A 23,213-nucleotide genomic window follows, 5' to 3' on the forward strand; every position below is an offset into this window, starting at 1 on the left:
GCCCCCGCCGCATTCGAACCCCCGTGCGGCGCCCCCCCACCCGTTCCGGTTCGCGTCGGTCCCGCCCCCCGCACCGCGTCGGCGGGCAGCACGAGGGCGACGTCCCCTCGTCCTCGTGCTGCCCGCCGTGTGCGCGCTGGCCTTCCTGATCGCACCGCTGATCGGGCTGCTGGTGCGCGCCCCCTGGCCGACGCTGACCACACGGCTCTTCAGCGCCGAAGTCGCTCGGGCACTACGACTCTCACTGCTGTGCGCGAGCCTGGCGACGGTGATCTGTCTCGTGCTGGGGATTCCGCTGGCCTGGCTGCTGGCCCGCGCGAACGTGCCGGGACGCGGGTTGATCCGGGCACTGGTGACCGTTCCGCTGGTACTGCCCCCGGTGGTCGGCGGTGTCGCGCTACTGCTGGTCTTCGGCCGTCGAGGGCTGTTCGGGCAATACCTGTACGACTGGTTCGGGGTGTCGCTGCCGTTCACCACCCCGGGGGTCGTCGTCGCGGAGGCGTTCGTGGCCATGCCCTTTCTGGTGATCTCGGTCGAAGGCGCGCTGCGCGCCGCCGACACCCGGTACGAGGAGGCGGCCGCCACGCTCGGTGCTTCCCCCTGGTACACCTTCCGCCGCGTCACCTTGCCCGCGGTGCTGCCGGGGGTGATCGCGGGCGGTGTCCTGTGCTGGGCGCGGGCGCTCGGTGAGTTCGGCGCCACCATCACCTTCGCGGGCAACTTCCCCGGGAAGACGACGACCATGCCGCTGGCGGTCTATCTCGCACTGGAGACGGATCCGGACGCCGCGATCGTGCTCAGCCTGGTGCTGCTCGTGGTGTCGGTCGCCGTGCTGGTCGCGCTGCGGGAACGCTGGATTCGAGGTGCGGTGTGACACTGCGCGCCGAACTCCGTGTCGAGCGGGACCGATTCCGCCTCGACGTCGACCTGACCGTCGAGCCCGGTGAGGTCGTCGCGCTGCTGGGTCCCAACGGGGCCGGGAAGACCACCGCGCTGCGGGCACTGGCCGGTCTGCTGCCGCTCACCGGCGGCCGGATCGCGGTGGCCGACCGGGTCTGGGATGCGCCGCCCGCGATCTTCCTGCCCGCCGAACGCCGCGCAGTGGGCGTGGTCTTCCAGGATTATCTACTGTTCCAGCATCTTTCGGCGCGGGAGAACGTGGCATTCGGTCTGCGCGCGCGGGGTGTGCGTCGTTCCGAGGCCCGCGCTCGCGCCGAGACATGGCTGGACCGGGTCGGCCTCGCCGACCACGCGCACAGCACGCCCCGAGCGCTCTCGGGCGGTCAGGCCCAACGGGTGGCGCTGGCCCGCGCGTTGGCCACCGACCCCCAACTGCTGCTGCTCGACGAGCCGCTCGCGGCCCTGGACGCCAGTACCCGGCTGCAGGTACGCAGCGATCTCGCCCACCATCTGCGTGACTATCCTGGGCACACCGTGCTGGTCACCCACGATCCGCTCGATGCCATGGTGCTGGCCGATCGGCTCGTGATCCTCGAGCGCGGTGCGGTGGTCCAGCAGGGCGCGCCCGTCGAGATCGCCCGCCGTCCCCGTTCGGACTATGTCGCGAACCTGGTCGGCCTCAATCTGTTTCGCGGCACCGCCGACCATGGTTCGGTGGCTGTCGAGGGCGGGGGCGTGCTCGCCGTCGCCGACCCGGCCTCGGGCCCGGTATTCCTGGCCTTCCCGCCGACCGCGGTCAGCCTGCACCTCGAGCAGCCGTCCGGCAGTCCCCGCAATACGTGGCCGGTCACCGTGGCGGGCGTGGAACAACACGCCAACACGACCCGCGTCCGACTCGACGGAACCCCGTCCGTGCTGGCCGACGTCACCCCCGCGGCCGTCGCCGAGCTGCGCCTGCAACCCGGTCTGCGGCTGTGGGCCGCGGTGAAAGCCACCGAGATCCACAGCTATCCGGCCTGACCGTCCCCGGTGCGCCGGTCCGGCCCAAGCGGTCGCGAAACCGTAGCTGACCAGGTGTATCCGCTGTGCGAAGGTTGGGGTGGGCGTGGGTGGCACCCTGGAATGCGGTAGCGTGCGGCCATGGCTGGAGCACTGTGCCCCGGGTCCTTCGACCCGGTGACCAACGGACATCTCGACGTGATCGCCCGCGCCGCCGAGCAATTCGACGAGGTGGTCGTGACCGTGGTGGTGAACCCCAACAAGCAGGGGATGTTCACCGTCGAGGAACGCATGGAGCTCATCCGCGAGGTGACCGCCCACCTGCCCAACGTGCGCGTGGAATCCTGGCGCGGGCTGCTGGTGGACTTCGCCAAGCAGGAGGGCATCACCGCGATCGTCAAGGGCCTGCGCGACGCCACCGACTACGGTTACGAAGTCCAGATGGCGCAGATGAACCGCAAGCTCACCGGCGTCGACACCTACTTCATCGCCACCAACCCCGCCTACAGCTTCGTCTCCAGCTCCCTGGTCAAGGAAGTGGCGACGCTCGGCGGCGACATCGCCGACCTGCTGCCCCCGGCCGTCCACAAGCGGCTCATGGCCCGCATCGCCGAACGCAAAGCCGACGCCTGACGAACCCCGCATCCCGCTGGGCCGCAACCCCATACGGCCCAGCGGGTGCGCGGATTCGAGCCTTCCGCTCAACCCAGCGCGGCTGTTCGGCGACGCCGTGTCGTGCGCGGCCGTCCCGAGCATCTCGGCCGCCGCGTTGTGTCACAACACGCGGATCGAGGCCGGATGGGCAGGTACCGCGGCGGCGGGCTCGATTCGGCCGTCGGGTCGGGGCCGGGAGCGGGACAGCGCGGCGCGCAGGCGGCGGGCCGCGCGGTCGCGGACGAGATCGTCCCACGTCCAGCGGACCACCTCGAAACCCAGGGCGCGCAGGTAGGTTTCGCGGATTCGCTCGCGGCGGATGGCGGCGGCGAAGTCCTGGCCCGGGCGGAGCAGGCGGCCGTATTCGGTGGGCCCGTCGAACTCGCACAGCACGCCCGCGGACTCGTAGTAGAAGTCGACGCGCGCCACGAAACGGCCGTCCGGGGTCAGCACATTGCCCTGGGAGCTCGGCCGCGGCAGCGCGTGCCGCTCGATCATGGTGCGGCTGACCGATTCCCCGATGCTCTGGCTGCGGCCGTCGAGCAGGGCGATCACCTCCTTCGCCTGGCCGATGCCGTAGCGGCCCTTGGCCTTCGCGATCTCCTCGCCGAGTTCGGCCGTGCTCAGTCCGAACCTGCCGGCCAGCGCGTCACCGGCGACCACCGCCGCCTCGAACGGCAGCGTCAGCGCCAGATCCACCACGGTCCGCGCCGGGGTGGTGACCGGCAGTCCGTCGACCTCGACCGCGCGATCCACCGGCGAGCCATGGACTTTCGCGAACGGCCGGGTCCGCCCGCCGCCCTTGCGATTGCGGGTCACGCACACCCGATCCAGCGGCGCCCGCCACAAGGTGGTCCCGTACAGCACGGCGGCCGACTGATGACTCACCACGCTGCCCGCGGCCATCTCCGGCAGCAAGGCTCCGATCAATTGCCGATGCTGCTCGCGCCGGTCCGGCGCGGTCGGCATCGGCTCGTGCGCCCGCTGCCCGGATCTGCCCCGCGGTCCGGTGCCCGAGTGACGTCCCGGGCCCCGCTGCGCGCCACACCCCGCGAGCAGCGCCTTCCGGGATTCCCGTGCCCCGCAATGTCGTCCACCATCGACCCTCGCCGGTACCCGGCTGGTGGTCCGGGCCGAGCCGGTCACCGGGAATTCGGCCGAGCCGGTCGCCGTGGCGTCCCCGACAGTCGCATCGGTGGCGGAGTTCGTCGTAGCGGTCATCAGCCCTCCTGCCGGGGCGGCCGCGGACGCCGGTGCCGCACGCACGATCCGCACCGCCGTCCCGGGGGCCGCTGGGGCCGTGGTCCGCTCGTATCCCGCCGTCCCCCAAGGCATCCGCGCCCACGGTCCATGTCGGAACCCCTTTCGTCGTCGATACTGGCTTGGACGTCGACGCGCCGAAAGGGGTTCCCGCGTTCGCGGAGAACATGTGGGGGTGTGGGGCTCAGAACACCCAGAGCCGCAGGGTGAGGAACCGGATGGTGCCGACTGCGGCGGTAATCGCCAGTACCGCAAGGGCTTCGGCGATATCGCCCATGCCGGGGGCGGTGACCTCGAGGACGGCCAGCGCGCCGGAGGTGATGGCGAGACCGGCCAGGGCGAGCGCCCCGCCCTCCAATTGCGCGGTGTGCCAGCGCACCCGGTCGGCCGCCTGGAAGGTCAGCCGCCGGTGCATCTCGTTGGCCAGTGCGGTGCTCACCACGGATCCGGCGAGGTTCGCCACCTGCGGGCCGCCGCCGTAGAGGGCGAGGAACAGCAGGATGTAACCGACATTGCTGAGACCGCCGACGAGGGCGAAGCGAATCAACTGGGCGAAAGCGGCGTCGCCGCGCAGCCAGGCCCCGATCCGGGCCGACCAGCGCACGCCGGTCGCGCGCAGGGCGTCGGTGCTCTGGGCGAGCGCCTCGGAACCGTAGGCGATGGCCTCCGAGCCCAACGTATAGGTGTGCACCAGCCCGGGGACGGGCATCGTCGCCCGCTCCGGAATCTCGTGGACAGCCATCGTCTACCCCATCCGAACACGCCGTTATCTGTCTTGCTCCTCAACGGTAAACCAAGTGGAGCTATTTCCTCCACTTGTTTTTCCTGCCGGATCTGTGAAACAGGCCATGTTGCGGAAAACCCGCGACACGCCGTGTCGGACCTTGTTGACAGCGCGGAGATTGGCAGACTGGCGGAAGCGGAGAGTCTCGCCGTGAGTCCTGGCAGGAGAGTGGGGTAGCACATGTACCGGGTATTCGAAGCGCTCGACGAACTGGTGGCCATCATCGAAGAGGCCCGCGGCATCCCGCCGACCCGAAACTGCATCGTGCCGCGCGGCGAGGTGCTGGAGCTACTCGACGACGTCCGCGAGGCGCTGCCCGGCGAGCTCGACGACGCCCAGGACGTGCTCGATCACCGCGACAAGATCGTCACCGACGCCCGCACCGGCGCCGAGACCACGGTCAAGACCGCCAACGACCAGGCCCACCACACCGTGTCCTCCGCCCGCGAGGAGGCCGACCGCATCCTGGCCGACGCCAAGGCGCACGCCGACCGCATGGTCGCCGAGGCCCGCGCCCACGCCGACCACCTGGTCGCCTCGGCCGAGGAGGAGGCCGAGCGCACGGTGTCCGACGGTCAGAAGGAGTACGACTCCCTCACCGGCCGCGCCCGAGCCGAGGCCGACCGTCTCGCCGCCGCCGGTCAGGCCTCCTACGACCGCTCGGTCGCCGAGGGCAAGGCCGAACAGGATCGCCTGGTCTCCCAGACCGAGGTGGTCCGCGCCGCCCACACCGAATCGGCCCGGCTCATCGACACCGCCCAGGCCGACTCCGACCGCCTGCGCTCCGAATGCGACGACTACGTCGACGGCAAGCTCGCCGACTTCGAGGAGACCCTGCACAACACCCTGCGCATCATCGGCCGGGGCCGCCACCAGGTGCGTTCGGGCTCGCCCGTGCCGGACTACGCCGCCGAGTTCCGCACCGAGTCGCCCGGCTTCCGCCGCTGATAGACGGCCCGATTGCCCCGCTTCGGCCCATTTGGGTCGCGAGCGGGGCTTTCGGTATTGTGGGGTGGTTGCCCATCCCCAGCCGATCGTGAAGGTGAGTGTCAGAGATGTCCGCCGATTCCGGTAATGGTTCGCGCCATCGTCACAAGCTGACGGACGCGGACTTCGTGCTGGACGTACGCAGTCTCGGACGCAAGCCCGGCTCGATGAAGCAGCTGCAGCGCACCTTCGCCACCCCCGATCGGATCGGCCTGGAAATGGTCGGCATCCCGGTAGGCGCGCAGGTCGAGCTGGATCTCACGCTGCAGTCCGTCTCCGAGGGCGTGCTCGTCACCGGTACGGTCACCGCTCCCATCGAGGGCGAATGCTCGCGATGCCTCGACGCGTTCACCGACACGCTCGAATTGCAGCTGACCGAGCTGTTCGCCTACCCGGACAGCGCGACCGAGCAGACCACCGAGGAAGACGAGATCCCGCGTCTGGTGGACGATTTCATCGACCTCGAGCCGGTGATCGTCGACGGCGTCGGCATGGAGCTGCCGCTGCAGCCGCTGTGCGAGCCGGACTGCGCGGGTTTGTGCCCGGAATGCGGCGTCAAGATGGCGATTGCGGGTTCCGGCCACGGTCATGAGATACTTGACCCTCGCTGGGCCGGGCTCGCGAATTTCACCGCTGAGTCCACCGATGCAGACACTGCGTCGGACCCATCAACCGATTCCACCCTTGCGGGACACAACGGTGCCGCAAGTAAGACAGAGGAGAGCTAGTCGTGGCCGTTCCGAAGCGCCGGATGTCCCGTGCCAACACCCACGCGCGTCGCAGCCAGTGGAAGGCCACCGCGCCGACCCTGATCACCTGCCCGAACCGCGCCTGCGGTCAGCAGACCCTGCCGCACATCGCGTGCCCCAGCTGCGGCACCTACAAGGGCCGTCAGGTCACCTCCGCGATCTGATTCGCGTATAGCCCACCGTGACCGCCAGCAAGGACGCGGCGGATATTCCCGCCGTAGGTGACGCCGCCGACCATGCCAGCCTGCTCGAGGCGCTCGGCGTAGACGTACAGCCGGAGCTGTTGCGCCTCGCGCTCACGCACCGGTCGTACGCCTATGAGAACGGTGGCCTGCCGACCAACGAGCGCCTGGAGTTCCTGGGCGATTCGGTGCTCGGCCTGAGCATTACCGAGCGCCTGTATCTGGAGCACCCGGACAAGTCCGAGGGCGAACTGGCGAAGCTGCGTGCGAGCGTTGTCAACATGCACGCGCTCGCCGAGGTCGCTCGCGGGCTGGGCGCCGGCGGTCTCGGCCGCCACCTGCTGCTCGGTAAGGGCGAGGAGCTCACCGGCGGCCGGGACAAGCCCAGCATTCTCGCCGATGGCATGGAGTCGTTGCTGGGTGCGGTGCACCTGCAGCACGGCATCGATGTCGCGCGGGAAGTGGTGCTGCGCCTGTTCGCCGCTCTGCTCGAGCGCGGTCCCCGCATGGGGGCCGGGCTCGACTGGAAGACGAGCCTGCAGGAGCTGACCGCCGAGCGCGGTATCGGCGTGCCCAGTTACGAGATCACCTCCACCGGACCCGACCACGACAAGGAGTTCACCGCCACCGCGGTGATCGGCGGGAAGGGTTACGGCCAGGGGGTGGGCCGCTCCAAGAAGGAAGCGGAACAGAAGGCAGCGGGCGCGGCCTACAAGGCGTTGAACGCCGAGAACGCGCCCGAGGGTTCGGCCGACGGCTCGCTGAGCTAGATGCCCGAACTTCCCGAGGTCGAAGTCGTCCGGCGCGGACTCACCGAGCATGTGGTGGGCCGCGTCCTGGACAGCGTCACCGTCAAGCACCCGCGTTCGGTGCGGCGGCACGCGTTCGGCGGGGACGACCTCGCCGCCCGGTTGACCGGTCTGCGCGTCGACGCCGCGCATCGGCGGGGCAAATTCCTGTGGCTCACCTTCGACGAGCCCGATACCTCCCTGGTCGTGCACCTCGGCATGTCCGGGCAGATGCTGGTCCAGCCCGCCTCCGCGCCGCTCGAGAAGCACGCGCACATCATCGCCACCCTCGACGACGGCCAGGAACTCCGTTTCGTCGACCAGCGCACCTTCGGCGGCTGGCAGCTCTCCGACCTGGTCGAGGTGGACGGCACCTGGGTGCCGGAATCCGCGGCCCACATCGCCCGTGACCCCCTGGACGAGCGTTTCGACGCCGATTCCGTGGTGAAGACCTTGCGCGGCAAGCAATCCGAGATCAAGCGCCTCCTGCTCGACCAGACCGTGGTCTCCGGCGTCGGCAATATCTACGCCGACGAGGCGCTGTGGCGAGCCAGGATCCATGGCGAGCGTCCCGCGGCCAAGCTGACCCGCCCCGCGCTGCACACCCTGCTCGCCGAGACCCGCACCGTCATGGACGAGGCCCTGCGCGCGGGCGGCACTTCCTTCGACGCCCTCTACGTCAACGTGAACGGCCAATCGGGCTACTTCGAACGCTCCCTCAACGCCTACGGCCGCGAGGACGAGCCCTGCCGCCGCTGCGGCGCGATCATGCGCCGGGAGAAGTTCATGAATCGTTCGTCTTTCTCGTGCCCGCGCTGTCAGCCTCGGCCGCGAGGCTGAGACCAGCAGGTTTTCTTCGGGGTCGGGCGATCTGATCTTGCGGACCCGGCAAATCCCTCGGGTTCAGGCGCTACCTTTTCAGTAGCGGCACACGTGGTGCCGGCTGGAGGAACACATGCGCAAACTGACTTACTACGTCGCGGCCACCATCGACGGATTCATCGCCACCGATGACGGCTCGGTCGACTTCTTCCCGGTCGGGGGTGATCACGGGCCCGCGATCATGGCGCAGTATCCCGAGACGCTGCCGACCAAGGTTCGTCAGGTGCTCGGCGTCGACAAACCGTGCCAGAACTTCGACACCGTGATCATGGGCCGCAAGACCCACGACTTCGGCGTGCGGACCGGCACGTCCAGCCCGTACTCGCATCTGCGGCAGTTCGTGGTGTCCACGACGCTGCCCGAGAGCCCCGCGGCCGGGGTGGACCTGATCTCGGAGGATCCGCTCACGCGGGTGCGGGAGCTCAAGCGGGAGAAGGGACTCGGCATCTGGCTGTGCGGTGGCGGCGAGCTCGCCCAGACCCTGCTGCCGGAGATCGATCAGGTGTTCCTGAAGCTGTACCCGATCGTGCTGGGGCACGGGCGGCCGCTGTTCGGAGCCGCCGGACGGCTGCCCGAACCGGCCAAGTTCCGGGTGCTCACCAGCCGGATCTTCGAGGACGGCGTGGCCTTCATCAAGTACAGCCGGGTCCGCTGACGGGTCAGAGGATCGCGAACGCGACCACCAGGCCGATCGCGAACTGAGCGGCCGCAACCACCAGGGACTCGGTGCTGAATTCCGGCTTCTTCAGCAGTTCGCCGATATCGATGCCGATCACGAATTCGAGCACGCGCACCGAGATCACCTGGGCCACAATGCCGACCAGGCCGTAGACGGTGGCGGCCAGCAGCCCCTCGGACAGCTTGCCCGCCTGCGCGTAGATGGCCAGCACCACGATCAGCGCCATGCTGATCATGGCCGACGCGCTGATCACGACGGCGTTGGGCAGGCCGCGCGACACCATGGCGCGCAGCGGGCCCGGAGTGGTCACGTCCACGGCCTGGAAGCCGATCAGCATGAGCACCAGGCCGAGCAGGGCATAGGCCAGGATGGCGCCTACGCCGCGGCCGAGTGAATGCCAGTACCCGGCTTCGAGGGCGAGAGCGGTGGTCATCGGTGGTCCTCCGAGGTGTGGTTACTGCGGGATGCGGTGCGGGACGAAGGTGGAGCTGTCATCGGTGATGAGGCCGACGGTCTCCCGGATGCCCAGCCCCGCGGACGTGTCGCCCACGATCCAAGCACCGAGTACCGGTCGCATACCGTCGAATTCGGGCAGCGGGTCCAGCAATTGGTAGACGTAGCCCTCGTCGCCGTAGACGCCGCCGGTGGCGGTTTCCAGGCCCGCGCCGACGATGGTCATGTTCGCGCCCTCGCGGCCCAGTTTGGGCTTGCGAATGTACTCGGTGAGCTCGTGCGGATCGTCGAGGTAGGTGGGCAGCAGATTGGGGTGGCCGGGGTACATCTCCCACAGCACCGCCAGGATCGCCTTGTTCGACAGCAGTGTCTTCCACAGCGGTTCGATCCACATGGTTTCGGGCAGCGACTCCACCACGCGGCGGCCGAAGTCGTCGTCCAGCGCCCACTCCCACGGGTACAGCTTGAAGATCGCCTCGATCGGGGCCTCGGCCAGATCCACGAAACGGTCCAGCTCCGTGTCGAATCCGACCTCCTCGATGGGCAGGGCGATGGTGTCGAATCCGGCCTCCGCGGCGGTCTCCTGCATGTACGCGGTGGTGACGTTGTCCTCGCCGGAACCGTCCGAACCCGACCAGGTGAAGTGCAGCTGACTGCCCGGCAGGTTCCCGCGCAGCTCACCCCAGCGCTCGACCAGCTTCTCGTGCAGGGAATTCCACTGATCGTCGTCGGGGTGGGTGTCGGTCAGCCAGTGCCACTGCACGATCGCCGCCTCCAGCAGGGAGGTGGGCGTATCGGCGTTGTACTCCAGCAGTTTCGCCGGGCCGCGGCCGTCGTAGCGCAGGTCGAAGCGCCCGTAGACGTGCGGGTCGGAGCGGTGCCAGGACTTGGTGATGTGCTCCCAGCTCCATTGCGGCAGACCGAAATCGGCGAAACGCTCCATGAGGACGACCTGTTCGACCGCGTGCAGGCACATCGAGTGCAGCACTTCGACCTGCGCCTCCATGGCGAGGATCTCATCCATGTCGAACTCGTAGTGCACCGATTCGTCCCAGTAGGGCCGCGGCTGACCGTCGGCGTACTGCCCCGGAGAGCCGTAGACCAGACCCTGACCCTCGATGATCCGCTGCCAGCCCGGCCGCGGAGTGCTGCGAACCCGCCGCACTAGGAACCTCCACCGATCTTCGCTCCGAGGCCGCCGCGCTGAATCGTGCTGCCGCTCTTGGTCTTCACTGTCGCGCCCTTGGGGGCGACAGTCGTGCCACCGGTGGGCGCGTGCCCGATGGTGGTGTTGCCGCCGTAGTAGTAGCGGTAGGAATGGCCCAGGTAGATGAAGGTGCTCGTGTGCGTTCCGGGGTTCCCGCTGGACGTGGCGCTCGAGCAGTAGTTGTCCGGGACCACGATCTCCTGGTTGTCGCGGTCGGCGGTCACGGACTGCCCGTTGCCGATCGGCACGATCTCGCCCTTGTCGGCGACCACCGTGCAGGACGCGGTCACGTCGGGTCCGCTCCAGGCCGAGGCCACCAGGTAGCCGCCGCCGACCAGTGCCGCGATGCCCGCCACGGCGGCGCCGCCGATCAGGACCCGCTTCTTCTTGCGCTGCTTGGCTTCCGCGGCCTCCGCCTCGGCCTGCTGCTGCTCCTCGGCCCGTTTGCGGGCCTTCTCCCGCGCTCGCACCTCGGCCACCGTCGGCGGACGCGGCTGCGTGATCCCCGCTTGCTGGGAGATGATGCTCCCGCGCCGCGGGGGTTCCGGAACCGCGGGCACCGGCGGGACGTCGGGTTCCAGCGACGGCATCGGCAGGGTGAACGGCGGCTCGACGCCGGGCGGCGGGGTGACCGCGCCGAGCGGTGCGGCGCCGGGACTGCCGAAAGCGCCTGCGCCGCCATGTGATTCACCGGCGAGCGGATGGGGCGGGTGCTGTTCGCTCGCATCGGGCGGGGTCGCGGATGCGCCGGATAGTGGCAGTGTGGGCTGATTCCCGCCGGGCTCCTGAGCGGGAAACCGGAGCGTCGGCGTGGGACCCGAAGGCTCGGAACCGGACTCACCGGGCGAATCTGGCGTGGCTGCGGGCTCGTCGCCGGGCGGCGGAATGGTCGGGTCGGACGCCCGGCTCGCGCGGATGGTCGGCGCGTTGCGGTCGCTGCGCGGCGGGGTGGGGGCGTCCGGCGTCGGCTCGGCCGGATTGCCGGAATCGGCGGATTCGCTTGGCGGACCGGGTCGTTCGGACGGGTGCGCGGGGTCGGGGGTGGGACGATCCGGGTTGTCCGGACCGCCGGGACGATCAGTGGCCATTCGTCGACTCCGTGGGCTCGCCGCGCGTTAGCGTTCTTCGAATCCTGTCATTCCGCCCGCGGCGGGACCCCAGTCTTCCACCACCAGATTTACCCGACCTGGTGTCGTACCGGAACGTAGCAGGCCGAGCAGCGATTCGCAGGCATCACGGGGACCTTCGGCGATGACGTGCACGCGGCCGTCGCGGTGATTGCGGGCGTATCCGGTCAGGCCCAGCTCCAGCGCGCGGGACCGGGTCCACCAGCGGAAGCCGACGCCCTGGACCATGCCGTGCACCCAGGCGCTGAGCCGGACCGGAGCATCGCTCATGAATCGACGCGGAAGGTCAGGTTGACCGTGGTGCCGGCCTTCAGGGTGCGGCCGACGGTGCACACCTTGTCGATGGCGCGCTGCGCGGCGACCAGCAGCCGCTGGCGCGACTCCTCGTCGAGCTCGCTGAGATCCAGCTCGACCTCTTCGGTCAGCTCGGGGTAGAGCTCGTTCTCGCGGTCGGCGTCGCCGGAGACGTGGACGGTGGCGTCGAAGGTGTCGCCCAGCCGGCGCGCGAGGGTGAAGTCGGCGCTCAGACCGGTGCACCCGGCGAGCGCGATCTTCAGCAGCTCACCCGGGGTGAACGCGCCGGGCACGCCCGCGGACGCGATGAGCACCTCGCCGCCGCGGTTGTTGCGGCCGGTGTAGGCGCGGGTGCCGGTGCGTTCGGCCCACAGCTTGACCGGCTCGGCCGCCGGGTCGAGGGCGGGCGTTTGCGGTGCGGCGGTCTGTTCGGACATAGGACAAATCCTCCCATTGGGTCACCCGGGACAACCATCCGGTTGCCGATCGTTCGGAACACCGAGGTGGTCAGCGGAATTCCGCGATCAATTCCGGTGTGACCTGCGTCAGGTCGTCGGCGACGTACGCGACCGCGGCGAGGGCGTCGGCGGCGGGCGGGTATTTGGGGTGCGGGACGGCGATCACCGTCATCCCGGCGGCGTGCGCGGCGCGCAGGCCGTTGCTGGAATCCTCGATCGCCACGCAGCGGCCCGGGTCCAGGCCGAGGCGGGCGGCGGCCTCGAGGTAGCCGTCGGGGGCTGGCTTGCCGCGCTCGACCTCCTCGGTGGACACCGTGGCCGCGAACAGGTCGGTGACGCCCATGTGGTCGAGCACCACGTCGATGAGCCGGCGCGGGGAGGAGCTGGCCAGGCCGAGGGTGTAGCTCGCGGCCAGGCGGCGCACGGATGCGACGGCGTCGGGCATGAGCGGGAGGTGGTCGGCGTAGCGGGCGGCCATGCGGGAGATGACGTCCTCGGCGACCTCGTCGGGGGTGCGACGGCCGTCGAGCAGGTCCTCGCTCAGGTACCGCGACCATTCCGCGGTGCTCATCCCCATGAACCGGTCCTGGGTGTCGGGCAGCCAGCGCCCGCGCATCTCGTCGATGTACTCGCGCCGCACCTCCTCCCAGATGGGTTCGGTGTCGATGAGCACACCGTCCATGTCGAACACGATCGCGGCAACAGACATGGCGTCCATGGTGGTTCATGGCGGTCCACTGACTGGGACCGCCCTCCGGAACCGCGCCGCCGGGTCGCGTCCGGGATTAGCGTCCGAAGCGGAACAGGCATACCCGCAAGTGAATACCGAGGTGGACCGTGGGCACGGTCAGCGACATCTATGACCCCGAGCTGTATGTGGCCGGACCGATCCACGAGATCTTCGCCGAGCTGCGGCGCACCGATCCCGTGCACTGGCAGGAGATGCCCGGCGAGCCCGGGTACTGGGCGATCCTCAAGCACGCGGACGTGGCGCACGTGGCCCGCAATCCGGAGCTGTTCTCCGCCGAGGTCGAGGGCGTGATCCTGGAGAACCAGCCGCCCGAACGGCTCGAGCAGACCCGCAACATGCTGCTCATGATGGATCCGCCGCGGCACACCGAGTACCGCAAGCCGCTGGCCGAGCATTTCAAGGCGCGGGTGGTCGGCGATATGGAGGACCGCGTCCGCGAGCTCACCGTCGCCCTGCTCGACAGTGTCGACGGCGATGTGGAATTCGTGCACGACGTGGCGGGCGTGCTGCCCAGCCAGGTGGTGGGCGGGCTGTTCGGGATTCCGGCCGAGGACTGGCCGAGCCTGCGTCGCTGGGCCGAACAGTCGGTCAGCCAACAGGATCCGGATCTGGTCGGCGATTTCGACGTCACCGCCGAGCTCACCAATATGGCCATCTACGCCATCCAGTTCTCCATGGCGCGGCGCACCGAGCCGCCGAAGGAGGACCTGACCTCGCTCATCCTGGCCGGCTCCTTCGGCGGGAACGCCATGTCGGACCTGGAGTTCGGCAGCTTCTTCACCCAGCTGGTGACCGCGGGCAACGACACCACCAAGACCATGCTGTCCTCCGGGCTGCAACTGCTGATGCAGCACCCCGAGCAGCTGGCGGCGCTGCGCGAGGATCCGTCGCTGATTCCCGGTGCGGTGGAGGAGATCCTGCGTTTCGCCAACCCGCTGCACTACTTCCGCCGCACCGCGACCGCCGACACCGAGATCCGCGGCGTCCCGATCAAGGCGGGCGACAAGGTGGCCATGTGGTACACCTCGGCCAATCGCGACGAGGACGTGTTCGCCGATTCCGGCCGCTTCGACATCCGCCGCAACCCCAACCCGCACCTGTCCTTCGGTCTGGCGCAGCACTTCTGCCTGGGCGTGCACCTGGCGCGGCTGGAGGGCCGGGTGTTCTTCGAGGAACTGCTGGCCCGCTTCCCGAAGCTGGAGCAGACCGGCGACGCTCGCCGCATCCGCTCGAACCTCAACAATGGCCTCAAGTCGTTGCCGGTGCGCATGACCCGGTGAGCGCCACGCCACCGACGCGCAGAACACGCGGCGAATCCCCGGCCACTGTTCGCGCGCCCATCACCGTGCGGACGCCCGGCCGTCACCCGGTCCGGCAAATCTGGCCACACCCCGGGGAATTCGCCGCCGTGACCCGAACCCACGCCGGCCCTGCCGATCCTCGGGGCTGCGAACAGGATCAGGGAGCTCCCGGGGAGCTCCCTGATCTGCTTACGGCTGGAAGCGGTAGCCCATGCCCGCCTCGGTGAGCAGGTGCTTGGGCTGTGAGGGGTCGTCCTCGAGTTTGCGCCGGAGCTGGGCGAGATAGACGCGCAGGTAATGGGTTTCGGTGGCGTAGGACGGTCCCCAGACCTCGCGCAGCAGTTCCCGGCGGCCGACCAGTTTGCCCTGGTGGCGGACCAGCATCTCCAGGACGCCCCACTCGGTGGGGGTCAGATGGACGTCGCGGCCGTGGCGGGTGACCTTCTTGGCCGCCAGATCGACGGTGAAGGAGGCGGTTTCGATGACCGGTTCCGGGGTGTCGGCGGTGACGGCCGAGCGGCGCACGGCCGCCCGCAGGCGGGCCAGCAGTTCGTCCATGCCGAAGGGTTTGGTGACGTAGTCGTCGGCGCCCGCGTCCAGCGCCTCCACTTTGTCGGAGGAGTCGGTGCGGGCCGACAGCACGATGACCGGGGTGGTGGTCCAGCCGCGCAGGCCGCCCAGCACCTCGATGCCGTCCATATCGGGCAGGCCGAGGTCGAGAATGATGACCTCGGGGTGCTTCTCGGCGGCGGCGCGCAGGGCGGCGGCGCCGGTGGAGGCGGTGGTCACCTCGTATCCGCGGACCGACAAATTGATGCGCAGGGCGCGCAGGATCTGTGGTTCGTCGTCGACCACCAGCACTTTGATCGGCGCTGCCGCCGCGTTGGTCACCTGTTCTCCTCGGTCGTGTCCGCGGGTTCGTGGCCCCCGGGCAGGTCTATCACCATGGTCAGTCCGCCGCCCGGGGTGGGCTCGGCGTGCACCGTGCCGCCCATGGCGTCGACGAATCCGCGCACCACCGACAGGCCCAGGCCGACGCCGGTGGAGGTGTCGCGATCGCCGAGGCGCTGGAAGGGCTCGAAAAGCTGATCCTCCAAGCCGGTCGGCACGCCGGGCCCGGTGTCCACCACCGTGATCGCGACCCGCTTGCCGACCTGCTCGGCCGCGACCCGCACCATCGAATCCCTGGGGGAGTAGCGGGCGGCGTTGTCGATCAGGTTGGCCAGGACACGTTCCAGCAGACCGGAATCCGCGTGCACCGCGATGGCGCCGACGTCCACCTTCACCCGGTCCATGGTGGTGCGGCGCATGCCGCGGGTACCCATGCCCATGAGCGCGTGATGCACCACCTCGTCGAGGTACACCTTGCGCATCTGCGGCTTGATCACCCCGACCGCGAGGCGTGAGGAGTCCAGCAGATTGCCGACCAGGGCGGTCAGCTGATCCACCGATTCCTCGATGGTCTCCAGCAATTCGGCGGTGTCCTCGGGGGAGAACTCCACATCGTCGCTGCGCAGACTCGATACCGCCGCCTTGGCCGCGGCCAGCGGGGTGCGCAGGTCGTGGCTGACCGCCGATAACAGCGCACGGCGCAGCTTGTCGGCCTCCATGACCGCCTGGGCGGCGCTGGCCTCGGCGCGCAGCTGTTTCTGCTGCACCAGTCCCGCCGCCTGATTTGCGACCGCGCCCAGCACCAAGCGGTCCCCGGACGTCACAGCTCGTCCTCGCAAGAGCAGCCAATGCATGTCATCGCCCGCCTCCACAGCGGTCTCGGCGTCGCCGACCTTGGTCGGCGGCTGATCTCCCACCGACGCGAGCACCTCGTCGTCGGTGACGAGGCTGACCGCGTCCTGGCCGTACGTCTCCCGTGCGCGTTCCAGCAGCGCCTGCAGATCCGCGCCGTGCAGCACCGAGCCCGCGAACAGGGTCAGCAGTTCGGCCTGACGAGAAGCCTTGCGCGCCTCGAAGGTTCGCTTGGCCGCCACATCCACCAGCGCTGCCACCGCGACCGCTACCAGCAGCAGCACCACGATGGTGAGGAAGTTGTCGAGCTGGTCGATGGTGAGGCTGTAGCGGGGCTGGGTGAAGAACCAGTTCAACAGCACCCCGGACAGCAAGGCGGACAACGCCGCCGGGGCGACACCGCCCAGCAGCGCCACCGCGATGACGCCGATGAAGAACAGGGCGCTCTCGCCGCTGAGGTCCAGCAGCTGGTCGAACCAGAAGTAGATGACCGCGCAGATCAGCGACGGCACGAGGACCGCCGCCGACCAGGAGCCCAGTTTGCGTTCGCCCCGGGTCAGTGCGGACCAGCGGAAGCCGCCTTTGTTGGATTCCTCGTGGGTCACCATGTGGACGTCGATCTTGCCGGACTCCTGCACCACGGTGGCGCCGATACCCTCGTCGATCATGCGCGCCCAGCGCGACCGCCGGGAGGTGCCCAGCACCAGCTGGGTGGCATTGACCTGCCGAGCGAAATCCAGCAGCGCGGTGGGGACGTCCTCGCCGGTGACGGTGTGCAATTCGGCGTCGAGTCCGGTGGCCAGGTCGCGCAGGCGGTGGAGACGCTGCGTCGAGACTCCGGCCAGGCCGTCGCCGCGCACGATGTGCAGCACGATCAGCTCGGCGCTGGATTTGGCGGCGATGCGGCTGGCGCGCCGCACGATGGTCTCCGATTCCGGGCCGCCGGTCACCGCCACCACGACGCGTTCGCGCGCCTCCCAGGTGGTCGTGATGTGGTGGTCGGCGCGGTATTTCGCGAGTGCCGCGTCGACCTGGTCGGCCAGCCACAGCAGCGCGAGTTCGCGTAGCGCGGTCAGATTGCCGGGCCGGAAGTAGTTGCGCAGCGCGGCGTCGACCTTCTCGGCGGCGTACACGTTGCCGTGGGACATTCTGCGCCGCAGCGCTTCCGGCGTGATGTCGACCAACTCGACCTGGTCGGCGGCGCGAACCACCCAGTCCGGCACGGTTTCCCGCTGCACCACGCCGGTGATCTGCTCGACCACGTCGTTGAGGCTCTCGAGGTGCTGCACATTGACCGTGGACACCACGTCGATGCCCGCGTCCAGCAGGTCCTGCACGTCCTGCCAGCGCTTCTCGTGCTTGCCGCCGGGAATGTTGGTGTGCGCCAGCTCGTCCACCAGCACCACCGCGGGCCGACGGCGCAGTACGGCTTCCACGTCGAGCTCGGGCAGGGTCGCGCCGCGGTACTCGACCAGCTTGGGTGGGATGCGCTCGATTCCGGCGAGCAGTTCGGCGGTCTTGCTGCGGCCGTGGGTCTCCACGACGGCGGCCACGACGTCGCGACCGCGCTCGAGTCGCCGATGGGCTTCGGCGAGCATCGAGTAGGTCTTGCCTACGCCGGGGGCGGCACCGAGATAGATCCGTAGTTGACCGCGCTTCACTCGTCCATCATCGCGCGAGGTGCGCGGATGCCCTGCTGTGCCATGCGGACGGGTTCACGGCGGGCTTCGGCGTTGGCCATGGCGCGCAGTATGAGCGCGCAGCCGATGAACCCGAAGATCACCATCAGGGTGACGGCGACGTGCGGCACGGTTTCTCCTTGGATGTGTACGGCGATCGCCCCGGCCGTGGCCGGGCTCCCCACTTCATACCTCCGATGCTGGTCAAGTCACCGATCCTGACGGTTTCTTTACGGGGGTGTGTCGGGTTGTTGACGTCATCCGAGCGAGTACGTCTGCCGCGGCCGCTCCCTACTCGTGCCGCCCATGCGCTCGTTTCGGAGCGATACCCTTGAACAGGAGGTCTGGTGGAAAGGAGACGATGTGGGGCGACTCCGGTACGAGGTCGCATCGCGCGGTAGCCGCCGTGCAATCGCCTGGGGCTGATCTCGAGCCGCCGATGCACGAGCCGATCGATCTGGTCGATTCAGCTGAACGAACCCGCACAGCGCTCGCCACTGTCGTGGCACTGTTCTCAGAGGCTTGGGCAACCGGGTTCCCACCCGACCTGTCGGCATATCTACCCCGTGAACCGGTCGATCGGCGGACGATATTGATCGAACTGATCAAGATCGACCTCGAATACCGCTGGCTTCGTCATCACTTTCCCAAACGACTGACCGAATATCGTGCGGAATTCGCGGAGCTGCAGAATGGTCCGCTGCCGGCCGAGCTGGTCTACGAGGAGTTCCACGCCATGCGCCGCGGTTCCGCCGCCGCCGATGGGGCTGCCCCGCGTGTCGAGGCCACTGCCATGGCCGGCCCTGAACCGGCATGGCTCACGAGTGATTACCGCAGCACGATGATTGCTCGTCCCCGTGCCCAAGTAGTTCTCGACGCCATCGATGTCGGCGAGCGTATCGACGATTTCGACCTCCTGATGAGGATCGGATCCGGTGCCTTCGCCCAGGTGTATCTCGCTCGGCAGCAATCGATGCAGCGACTGGTCGCGGTCAAGATTTCCCACAATCACGGCATCGAGCCGCAGACCCTCGCCCAACTGGACCACGACTACATCGTGCGCATCTACGACCAGCGGCTGATCGCCGATGGCGAGCTGAAGCTGCTCTACATGCAGTACCTACCCGGAGGAACTCTGCTCGATGTGCTGCGCTTTCAGCGCGCGAGACCCGCGGAACACCGCAGTGGGCAGCTGCTGCTCGATGCCATCGACGAGGTACTCGCGGCGAAGGGCGAGGTTCGGCCCACCGAATCCGCCGTTCGGACCCGGACCGCGGCACTGACGTGGCCGGAGACCGTCGCCTGGCTGGGCCGCCGACTTGCGGACGCGTTGCAGCATGCGGCCGAACGAGGGGTGTTGCATCGAGACATCAAACCCGCGAACGTGCTGCTGAGTGCCGAGGGGATCCCCAAGTTGGCCGACTTCAATGTCAGCTCCAGCAACCGGATCAAGGGCACGAGCCCCCTGGCGTACTTCGGCGGTTCGCTGGCGTACATGTCGCCCGAACAGCTCGAGGCCTGCCATCCGGACCTGCCGGCGACCGCCGCCGACCTCGACACTCGAAGCGACATCTTCGCGCTGGGTGTCATGCTGTGGGAGCTTCTCACCGGCCGCCGCCCATTCGCGGACGAAGCAGCGGCCGGCGAGTCGGAGACGTCGCTGGCCCGCATGCTCGAGCTGCGGCGCAGACCCGTCGAGCCGGAGTTCCTGTCGGAGCTGCCGCCGGATTGCCCGATGGCGCTGCGCCGAGTGCTGTTGAAGTGTCTGTCGCCCGAGCGCGAAGACCGCTACTCGTGCGGCACGGAATTGGCTCAGCAGCTCGACTTGTGCCTCGAGGACAGGGCCCGTGACCTGGTCTACCCGCCGCCGAACAGTTGGCGGGCACGACTTTCCCGACAGCCCACCCTCGTCCTGTGGTCATCTTCGCTGGTCGGCGTCAGCCTGGCTCATATCTATGGGGGCTTGCACATGCGGGGACTGCTCGCCGACCACCTGACCGATGCCACCATGGCGCAGCTCCTCAGGGGCGTCATCGTTTTCGAGCTCTGTGCCCTGCCCTTCTCCGTCCTCGTCTACGTGTACATGTCGCGTGATTTGCTCGCGGTTCCGCGCGGCTTGCGCCATGGCAGACGCTATGACGAGGTAATGCTCGCGCGGGTGCGGTCGCGAACACTGTTCTGGGGCGACCTGTGTGCGATGAACACTCTCCTGTTCGCGGTTCTCGGCACCGCGATGGGGGTGGCGCTGCTCATCCGGTTCACCGACCTCCCGGCGCGGATGGTGGTCCATGCGGTGACGACCGTTCTGGTGATGGGCACCGTCTCGGTTGCCTACACCTTCTTCCTTTCGACGTTCTACGTCGTCCGCTGTGTTTATCCCATCTACTTGCACCGCGGCCGCACCACGGCGGATGACTCCGCCGATCTTCGCGCGCTGCGTCGCAGAACCACGGCCTATCTCGCGGTAACGGCATCAGTGCCGCTGGTCGGGGTGCTGGCCGGATTCACCACCCTCGAACCCGAGGAGCTTCCGATCGTGCGTGATTCGGTTCTGGGATTGTGCGCGGCCTCCGGGCTCGCATTCGTCGCCGTCTACTGGTTGTTCCGCAAGCTGCACGCAGACTTGCGCGCGCTCGAGCGGGTGGTCTAGCAACTCAGCCGGGGCCTGCCCGAGATACGGCCGTGTCCCGTCTTGTTGGCAGGATCCACGCACGGGATTCGAGACAGGCCATGGCGTTCGGCCGGAAACAGCTATCGGTCAGCTATCGTTCGAAACGCACATGCCCATCACCGGTAGTCAGGGGAGCGTTTCCAAGTCGAATCCAGCGAGAGGGTGGTCGATCGAATGGCTCGTCGGTATGGAGGATCCCGGACCAGCGCGTCGCGACGCGCTCTGTTGCCGATCGTCGGCGCGATACCACTGGCCGCCGCCGTGACCTGCTCCATCGCCACCGCTGAGGCCGCTGCGCAACCCGGCGACCCGGCCCCCGCGCTCGTCGAGCAGCTTCAGCTCGTCCCGATGCCGCCCGGCGTGCCGCCGATTCCCGCCGCCATCCTCGATCAGGCGAAGAACGCCGCGGCCCCCATCGGCTACTCGGAAAACGCGACCAACCTGAACGTGAATAGTGGCGCCGCCGGTCTCATCATCGGCGCGGTCGCGGGGACCGCGTCGGGTGCGGTGATCGGGGCCGTGCCGGGAGCGCTCGTCGGGGCCGCGGTCGGTGCGGCCATCGGCGGGGTCGCGGGTGGTCTCGCCATGGGTGTTCCGACCCTGGGAATGGGTGCGCCCATCGGTATCGGGGGCGGCGCTCTCGCGGGGGCCGGCGTCGGTGCCGTGGTGGGCGCCGTGCTCAGTGCGATCGTGGCCGGTGTCACCATCGGCGCCATCTGCGCGGCCGTCGGTTACGAGCTCGGCGCCGCCACCGGGATCGGCAACGCTTTGCAGGGCGGCTGAGCGAGCGGGCCGGAAAAGACCAACCGGTACCAGATCTCGCGTCGGCAGTGTGGGAACCCTAAGCTGACGTCCGTGAATTCCGGGCGGTCAATGGTCGACGGGCGTTTCGAGTTGATCGAACCACTCGGCAGCGGTGGCATGGGCACGGTGTGGCGCGCGTACGACGTGGCCCTGCACCGTGAGGTGGCGCTGAAGGAAGTGAAGGCGGAGGGCGAGGCGACCGCCGCCGAGGTCCAGCGTGAGCGCGTGCTGCGCGAAGCCCGCGCCCTGGCCCGCATCGCCCACCCCAATGTGGTTGCCATCCACCACATCGTGGACACGCCCGCCGAGCAGCATCCGTGGATCGTCATGGAACTGGTCGCGGGCGGCTCGCTCGCCGACCGGCTCGGCGACGGGCCCATGACGCCCGCGCACGCCGCTCTGGTCGGGCGCGGCATCCTCGCCGGTCTACGCGCCGCCCACGCCGTGGGCGTCCTGCACCGCGACGTGAAACCGCCGAACGTGTTGCTGCGCACCGACGGTTCGCCCGTCCTCACCGATTTCGGCATCGCCGCCGTCAACGACCTGACGGGGCTCACCTCCACCGGCAGCGTCGTCGGGTCGCTGCCCTACGTCGCCCCCGAACGCCTCCAGGGCCACGAGGGCAACCCCGCCTCCGACCTCTGGTCGCTGGGCCTGGTGCTGTTCGCCGCCGTCGAGGGCTACCAGCCCATGCGTCGCGACACCGACGTCGCGACCCTCGCCGCCGTCCTGATGGGCTCGGTCCCGGCGCCGCGTCAGGCCGGACCGCTCACCCCGGTCCTGCAAGCCCTCCTGGTCCCCAACCCGGGCCACCGCCCACCCGCCGACCAGATCGACCGCATGCTCTCCCAGGTGATCGCCACCGGCGACACCGCCCCGGAACAGCTTGCGCACCACCAGTTCTCGGGCCCGCACGGTACGGTCACCTCCCCGCAGGACCTGACCCCGCCGCCCCAGGCGTTTCAGACATTTCCGGTGACCCCGCAGCCCCAGGCGTACGCGACGGTGGCGCAGCCTCAGCCGTTCGCGACAGCGGCCCAGCCGCAGCCGTTTCCGACGACGCCCCCGCCGGGATTCGCGCCGACCATCCCGCACCCGGGCGGCTTCACCGCTCCGCAGGCGTTCGTGCCGATGCCGCCGAACCCCACACCCGTTACGCCGCAACGCAATGCGCGCCCGTGGATCTTCGCGGGTGTCGCCGTGGGCCTGGCGGTCGCCGTGGCCGCCGCCATCGCCCTGTGGCCCTCGTCCGACAGCCAGGGCGGGTCGAGCCTGCCGACCGGCCAGACCGATCCCACCGGCATCATCCTGAGCAGCGGGGCTGTGCCGCCGACGATCATCGCGCCCACCACCGTCAAGGGCGCGCCCGCCGTCGATCTACTGACTCCTGACGGAGTCCGTAAGGCAATCGCGGCATTGGAGAAAGTCTCCGGCGGAAAGCAATTCACCGAAACCACGATCTATCCCGAACACGTGTCCTCCGGCGCCCCCGTCGCGAACCAGCCCAATCACTACGACAACTTCAGCTACCGCGACGGTGCAGCCAAGCGTGATGGCGTAGGCGGCCAACTGACCGGCAAAACCATCGATCTGAGTTCCATCAACTGGGATATTCTCCCGGGCCTCCTGGCCGAGGCTGCCCAGCAATTGAAAGTCCCCAACCCGACGACTCGCTACATCATCGTCGACACCGACGGGACGTTCAGTGATGGTCGGCCGGTCCTTCGCGTCTACATCTCCAACGAGTACAGCGACGGCGGATACGTATCCGCAGGCCTGGACGGCACCATCCTCAGAGTGCTGGGACGCTAGCTCCCGGGTCTGCCTGGTGGCCTGAGACCGCAGGTCCTGACGGTTTTTT

General features: G+C 68.8%; 24 protein-coding genes. 13 read left to right on the forward strand and 11 right to left on the reverse strand.

Annotation, left to right across the window (positions count from 1 at the left end; all coding sequences use genetic code 11):
• Positions 1 to 115 precede the first annotated feature (115 nt).
• From modB to coaD, 3 genes are all read left to right on the forward strand, one after another.
• Positions 116 to 874 (forward strand): molybdate ABC transporter permease subunit, encoded by a 759-nt coding sequence (gene modB / locus ABZ382_RS23515; RefSeq protein WP_357092420.1) that lies wholly within the window; start codon positions 116 to 118, stop codon positions 872 to 874.
• Positions 871 to 1,920 (forward strand): ABC transporter ATP-binding protein, encoded by a 1,050-nt coding sequence (locus ABZ382_RS23520; RefSeq protein WP_357092423.1) that lies wholly within the window; start codon positions 871 to 873, stop codon positions 1,918 to 1,920. Before modB ends, ABZ382_RS23520 begins: the two co-directional genes overlap by 4 nt.
• Positions 1,921 to 2,040: 120 nt before the next feature.
• Complete coding sequence (gene coaD / locus ABZ382_RS23525; RefSeq protein ID WP_357092426.1) at positions 2,041 to 2,532, forward strand: pantetheine-phosphate adenylyltransferase; 492 nt, start codon at positions 2,041 to 2,043, stop codon at positions 2,530 to 2,532.
• 141 nt (positions 2,533 to 2,673) lie between these two features.
• On the opposite strand, the gene ABZ382_RS23530 is transcribed toward coaD, so the two are convergent.
• Complete coding sequence (locus tag ABZ382_RS23530) at positions 2,674 to 3,774, reverse strand: hypothetical protein (protein ID WP_357092429.1); 1,101 nt, start codon at positions 3,772 to 3,774, stop codon at positions 2,674 to 2,676.
• 223 nt (positions 3,775 to 3,997) lie between these two features.
• Positions 3,998 to 4,555 carry a GtrA family protein gene (locus ABZ382_RS23535; protein WP_357092431.1) on the reverse strand — a complete coding sequence of 186 codons (558 nt, stop codon included), beginning with the start codon at positions 4,553 to 4,555 and terminating at the stop codon, positions 3,998 to 4,000.
• A gap of 222 nt (positions 4,556 to 4,777) precedes the next feature.
• Between ABZ382_RS23535 and ABZ382_RS23540 the strand changes: the two genes are divergently transcribed.
• The 6 genes from ABZ382_RS23540 (at position 4,778) to ABZ382_RS23565 (ending at position 8,840) form a co-directional block, all read left to right on the forward strand.
• Positions 4,778 to 5,545 carry a DivIVA domain-containing protein gene (locus ABZ382_RS23540; RefSeq protein ID WP_357092434.1) on the forward strand — a complete coding sequence of 256 codons (768 nt, stop codon included), beginning with the start codon at positions 4,778 to 4,780 and terminating at the stop codon, positions 5,543 to 5,545.
• Positions 5,546 to 5,652: 107 nt separating this feature from the next.
• Positions 5,653 to 6,312, forward strand: coding sequence for a DUF177 domain-containing protein (locus tag ABZ382_RS23545; RefSeq protein WP_357092436.1), 660 nt, complete (start codon positions 5,653 to 5,655; stop codon positions 6,310 to 6,312).
• A 2-nt stretch (positions 6,313 to 6,314) separates the two neighbouring features.
• The gene (gene rpmF, locus ABZ382_RS23550) at positions 6,315 to 6,497 is read left to right on the forward strand and encodes a 50S ribosomal protein L32 (RefSeq protein WP_033088742.1); all 183 of its coding nucleotides are present in this window, start codon (positions 6,315 to 6,317) and stop codon (positions 6,495 to 6,497) included.
• A gap of 17 nt (positions 6,498 to 6,514) precedes the next feature.
• The gene (rnc, locus tag ABZ382_RS23555; protein ID WP_357092440.1) at positions 6,515 to 7,285 is read left to right on the forward strand and encodes a ribonuclease III; all 771 of its coding nucleotides are present in this window, start codon (positions 6,515 to 6,517) and stop codon (positions 7,283 to 7,285) included.
• On the forward strand, positions 7,286 to 8,143 hold the full coding sequence (mutM, locus tag ABZ382_RS23560) for a bifunctional DNA-formamidopyrimidine glycosylase/DNA-(apurinic or apyrimidinic site) lyase (RefSeq protein ID WP_357092443.1): 858 nt from the start codon (positions 7,286 to 7,288) through the stop codon (positions 8,141 to 8,143).
• 115 nt (positions 8,144 to 8,258) lie between these two features.
• Positions 8,259 to 8,840, forward strand: coding sequence for a dihydrofolate reductase family protein (locus ABZ382_RS23565; protein ID WP_357092445.1), 582 nt, complete (start codon positions 8,259 to 8,261; stop codon positions 8,838 to 8,840).
• A 4-nt stretch (positions 8,841 to 8,844) separates the two neighbouring features.
• On the opposite strand, the gene ABZ382_RS23570 is transcribed toward ABZ382_RS23565, so the two are convergent.
• The 6 genes from ABZ382_RS23570 to ABZ382_RS23595 form a co-directional block, all read right to left on the reverse strand.
• On the reverse strand, positions 8,845 to 9,297 hold the full coding sequence (locus ABZ382_RS23570; RefSeq protein WP_357092447.1) for a DUF350 domain-containing protein: 453 nt from the start codon (positions 9,295 to 9,297) through the stop codon (positions 8,845 to 8,847).
• A 21-nt stretch (positions 9,298 to 9,318) separates the two neighbouring features.
• On the reverse strand, positions 9,319 to 10,482 hold the full coding sequence (locus ABZ382_RS23575) for a glutathionylspermidine synthase family protein (RefSeq protein WP_357092450.1): 1,164 nt from the start codon (positions 10,480 to 10,482) through the stop codon (positions 9,319 to 9,321).
• The gene (locus ABZ382_RS23580) at positions 10,482 to 11,612 is read right to left on the reverse strand and encodes a hypothetical protein (protein WP_357092453.1); all 1,131 of its coding nucleotides are present in this window, start codon (positions 11,610 to 11,612) and stop codon (positions 10,482 to 10,484) included. The genes ABZ382_RS23575 and ABZ382_RS23580 overlap by 1 nt, the downstream gene beginning before the upstream one ends.
• A gap of 27 nt (positions 11,613 to 11,639) precedes the next feature.
• Complete coding sequence (locus ABZ382_RS23585; protein WP_357092456.1) at positions 11,640 to 11,921, reverse strand: acylphosphatase; 282 nt, start codon at positions 11,919 to 11,921, stop codon at positions 11,640 to 11,642.
• Positions 11,918 to 12,382: an OsmC family protein gene (locus ABZ382_RS23590; protein ID WP_357092459.1), complete on the reverse strand. Its 465-nt coding sequence runs from the start codon at positions 12,380 to 12,382 to the stop codon at positions 11,918 to 11,920. The genes ABZ382_RS23585 and ABZ382_RS23590 overlap by 4 nt, the downstream gene beginning before the upstream one ends.
• Before the next feature lie 70 nt (positions 12,383 to 12,452).
• Positions 12,453 to 13,112: an HAD family phosphatase gene (locus tag ABZ382_RS23595; protein WP_357092462.1), complete on the reverse strand. Its 660-nt coding sequence runs from the start codon at positions 13,110 to 13,112 to the stop codon at positions 12,453 to 12,455.
• Positions 13,113 to 13,240: 128 nt separating this feature from the next.
• Here ABZ382_RS23595 and ABZ382_RS23600 point away from each other — a divergent pair, with 128 nt between their 5' ends.
• Positions 13,241 to 14,434, forward strand: a complete 1,194-nt coding sequence (locus ABZ382_RS23600; RefSeq protein ID WP_357092465.1) for a cytochrome P450 — start codon at positions 13,241 to 13,243, stop codon at positions 14,432 to 14,434.
• A gap of 210 nt (positions 14,435 to 14,644) precedes the next feature.
• Here ABZ382_RS23600 and ABZ382_RS23605 read toward each other — a convergent pair whose 3' ends face one another.
• The 3 genes from ABZ382_RS23605 to ABZ382_RS23615 are packed head-to-tail and all read right to left on the reverse strand — an operon-like array spanning position 14,645 to position 18,008.
• Positions 14,645 to 15,346, reverse strand: a complete 702-nt coding sequence (locus ABZ382_RS23605; RefSeq protein WP_357092468.1) for a response regulator — start codon at positions 15,344 to 15,346, stop codon at positions 14,645 to 14,647.
• Positions 15,343 to 17,859, reverse strand: a complete 2,517-nt coding sequence (locus ABZ382_RS23610) for a sensor histidine kinase KdpD (protein ID WP_357092471.1) — start codon at positions 17,857 to 17,859, stop codon at positions 15,343 to 15,345. The genes ABZ382_RS23605 and ABZ382_RS23610 overlap by 4 nt, the downstream gene beginning before the upstream one ends.
• On the reverse strand, positions 17,856 to 18,008 hold the full coding sequence (locus ABZ382_RS23615) for a hypothetical protein (RefSeq protein WP_357092474.1): 153 nt from the start codon (positions 18,006 to 18,008) through the stop codon (positions 17,856 to 17,858). Before ABZ382_RS23615 ends, ABZ382_RS23610 begins: the two co-directional genes overlap by 4 nt.
• 308 nt (positions 18,009 to 18,316) lie before the next feature.
• Here ABZ382_RS23615 and ABZ382_RS23620 point away from each other — a divergent pair, with 308 nt between their 5' ends.
• The 3 genes from ABZ382_RS23620 to ABZ382_RS23630 all read left to right on the forward strand — a co-directional run bounded on the left by ABZ382_RS23620 (position 18,317) and on the right by ABZ382_RS23630 (position 23,164).
• The gene (locus ABZ382_RS23620; RefSeq protein WP_357092477.1) at positions 18,317 to 20,527 is read left to right on the forward strand and encodes a serine/threonine-protein kinase; all 2,211 of its coding nucleotides are present in this window, start codon (positions 18,317 to 18,319) and stop codon (positions 20,525 to 20,527) included.
• Between the two features lie 195 nt (positions 20,528 to 20,722).
• A complete protein-coding gene (locus tag ABZ382_RS23625; protein WP_357092479.1) occupies positions 20,723 to 21,331 on the forward strand; it encodes a hypothetical protein in 609 nt (202 codons plus the stop codon).
• Positions 21,332 to 21,403: 72 nt separating this feature from the next.
• The gene (locus ABZ382_RS23630) at positions 21,404 to 23,164 is read left to right on the forward strand and encodes a protein kinase (protein ID WP_357092482.1); all 1,761 of its coding nucleotides are present in this window, start codon (positions 21,404 to 21,406) and stop codon (positions 23,162 to 23,164) included.
• Positions 23,165 to 23,213 lie beyond the last annotated feature (49 nt).

Origin of the sequence: Nocardia sp. NPDC005825 (assembly GCF_040630175.1) — a bacterium.
Taxonomy (GTDB): Bacteria; Actinomycetota; Actinomycetes; order Mycobacteriales; family Mycobacteriaceae; genus Nocardia.